Here is a 3,128-nt window from a genome sequence, read left to right as displayed (position 1 = left end):
TTTCTTTTGTGAGGCAATATAATTCGGTTGTTTCGTTAAATCGAGTATAAAAATGCAAATACCATTTCATTTGGCTTTATTACCCACGCTGATTATCGCTTCCTTCCCTGTTGCTGCCGCCGATACGCAGGACAATGGTGAACATTACACCGCTACCCTGCCCACCGTTACCGTGGTCGGACAGTCTGATACCAGCGTACTCAAAGGCTACATCAACTACGATGAAGCCGCCGTTACCCGCAACGGACAGCTCATCAAAGAAACGCCGCAAACCGTCGATACGCTCAACATCCAGAAAAACAAAAATTACGGCACGAACGATTTGAGTTCCATCCTCGAAGGCAACGCCGGCATCGACGCTGCCTACGATATGCGCGGCGAAAGCATTTTCCTGCGCGGTTTTCAAGCCGATGCATCCGATATTTACCGCGACGGCGTACGCGAAAGCGGTCAGGTACGCCGCAGCACTGCCAACATTGAGCGCGTGGAAATCCTGAAAGGCCCGTCTTCCGTCCTTTACGGCCGCACCAACGGTGGCGGCGTCATCAATATGGTTAGTAAATACGCCAACTTCAAACAAAGCCGTAATATCGGTGCGGTTTACGGTTCGTGGGCAAACCGCAGCCTGAATATGGACATCAACGAAGTGCTGAACAAAAACGTCGCCATCCGCCTTACCAGCGAAGTCGGGCGTGCCAATTCGTTCCGCAGCGGCATAGACAGCAAAAACGTCATGGTTTCGCCCAGTATTACCGTCAAACTCGACAACGGCTTGAAATGGACGGGGCAATACACCTACGACAATGTGGAGCGTACACCCGACCGCAGCCCGACCAAGTCCGTGTACGACCGCTTCGGACTGCCTTACCGTATGGGTTTCGCCCACCCGAACGATTTTGTGAAAGACAAGCTGCAAGTTTGGCGTTCCGACCTTGAATACGCCTTCAACGACAAATGGCGCGCCCAATGGCAGCTCGCCCACCGCACGGCGGCGCAGGATTTCGACCATTTTTATGCAGGCAGCGAAAACGGCAGCCGAATCAAACGCAACTACGCTTGGCAGCAGACCGACAACAAAACCCTGTCGTCCAACTTTACGCTCAACGGCGACTACACCATCGGCCGTTTTGAAAACCATCTGACCGTAGGCATGGATTATAGCCGCGAACACCGCAACCCGACATTAGGTTACAGCCGCGCCTTTACCGCCTCCATCGATCCATACGACCGAGCAAGCTGGCCGGCTTCGGGCAGGCTGCAACCCATCCTCACCCAAAACCGCCACAAAGCCGACTCCTACGGCATTTTCGTGCAAAACATCTTCTCCGCCACGCCCGACTTGAAATTCGTCCTCGGCGGCCGTTACGACAAATACACCTTTAATTCCGAAAACAAACTCACCGGCAGCCGCCGCCAATACAGCGGCCACTCGTTCAGCCCCAACATCGGCGCAGTGTGGAACGTAACGCCTGCCCACACACTTTACGCCTCGTATAACAAAGGCTTCGCGCCTTATGGCGGACGCGGCGGCTATTTGAGTATCGACACGTCGTCTGCCGCCGTGTTCAACGCCGACCCCGAGTACACCCGCCAATACGAAACCGGCGTGAAAAGCAGTTGGCTGGACGACCGCCTCAGCACTACGTTGTCTGCCTACCAAATCGAACGCTTCAATATCCGCTACCGCCCCGACGCGCAAAATGATCCCTACACTTGGGCAGTCAGCGGTAAACACCGTTCGCGCGGCGTGGAATTGTCCGCCATCGGGCAAATCATTCCCAAAAAACTCTATCTGCGCGGTTCGTTGGGCGTGATGCAGGCGAAAGTCGTTGAAGACAAAGAAAATCCCGACCGAGTGGGCATCCATTTGAATAACACCAGCAACGTTACCGGCAACCTGTTTTTCCGTTATACCCCGACCGAAAACCTCTACGGTGAAATCGGCGTAACCGGTACAGGCAAACGCTACGGCTACGACTCAAGAAACAAAGAAGTGACTACGCTTCCAGGCTTTGCCCGAGTTGACGCCATGCTTGGCTGGAACCATAAAAACGTCAACGTTACCTTTGCTGCGGCCAATCTGCTCAATCAAAAATATTGGCGTTCGGATGCCATGCCGGGTAATCCGCGCGGCTATACTGCCCGGGTAAATTACCGTTTCTGATGAAATCAGGCAAAGGCCGTCTGAAAATAAGGCTATGATCTAAGCCATATTTCAGACGGCCTTTTATAAAGGTTGAAATAAAACTAAACACATTTTTTCACTCAAATTGAACACACCTCCAACAAAATGCCATAAAATCCGCCCATTGATTTGAATGTAAAGAGATACCTATGAAACTGAAAACCTTAGCCTTGACCTCATTAACCCTGTTGGCATTGGCCGCTTGCGGCAAACAGGCGGAAACCAGCGTTCCGGCAGACAGCGCCCAAAGCAACACATCCGCTCCGGCAGCCCCTGCCGCATTGACCGAAGGTGTCAATTACACCGTATTGTCCAATCCGATTCCGCAACAGCAGGCCGGCAAAATCGAAGTATTGGAATTCTTCGGCTACTTCTGCCCGCATTGCGCCCATCTTGAGCCGGTCTTGAGCGAGCACATCAAAACGTTTAAAGACGATACCTATATGCGCCGGGAGCATGTCGTGTGGGGTGATGAAATGAAACCTTTGGCACGTTTGGCGGCCGCAGTGGAAATGGCCGGTGAATCAGATAAAGCTAACAGCCATATTTTCGATGCGATGGTTAATCAAAAAATCAATCTAGCCGATACCGATACCCTGAAAAAATGGTTGTCCGAGCAAACTGCATTTGACGGCAAAAAAGTATTGGCTGCATTTGAAGCGCCCGAAAGTCAAGCGCGTGCGGCTCAAATGGAAGAATTGACCAATAAATTCCAAATCAGCGGCACACCGACCGTTATCGTCGGCGGCAAATACCAAGTCGAATTTAAAGACTGGCAGTCCGGCATGACCACGATTGACCAGTTGGTGGACAAAGTACGCGAAGAGCAGAAAAAGCCGCAATAATTTAAAGGCTGAATGAGCAAAGGCCGTCTGAAAATAGGATTTCAGACGGCCTTTTATATTAGACGTTATAGAATAGATGGTTGCTAAAGCCTCATGGT

Annotated in this window: 2 protein-coding genes; both read left to right on the top strand. The window is 51.6% G+C overall.

Going from position 1 to position 3,128, the window contains the following annotated elements; genetic code table 11:
- The first annotated feature begins 52 nt into the window (after positions 1-52).
- Positions 53-2,164, top strand: coding sequence for a TonB-dependent receptor (locus ACTHUT_RS16635; RefSeq protein ID WP_250601547.1), 2,112 nt, complete (start codon positions 53-55; stop codon positions 2,162-2,164).
- A 170-nt stretch (positions 2,165-2,334) separates the two neighbouring features.
- The gene (locus tag ACTHUT_RS16630; protein ID WP_003749428.1) at positions 2,335-3,030 is read left to right on the top strand and encodes a thiol:disulfide interchange protein DsbA/DsbL; all 696 of its coding nucleotides are present in this window, start codon (positions 2,335-2,337) and stop codon (positions 3,028-3,030) included.
- Positions 3,031-3,128 lie beyond the last annotated feature (98 nt).

This window comes from Neisseria sp. P0022.S010, from assembly GCF_051956635.1.
This window is presented reverse-complemented; position numbering and strand designations above follow the sequence as displayed.

Excerpts from the sequence above, each read along its gene's own strand:
- ACTHUT_RS16635 (WP_250601547.1), top strand. The coding sequence starts at position 53 with ATGCAAATACCATTTCATTTGGCTTTATTACCCACGCTGATTATCGCT.
- ACTHUT_RS16630 (WP_003749428.1), top strand. The coding sequence starts at position 2,335 with ATGAAACTGAAAACCTTAGCCTTGACCTCATTAACCCTGTTGGCATTG.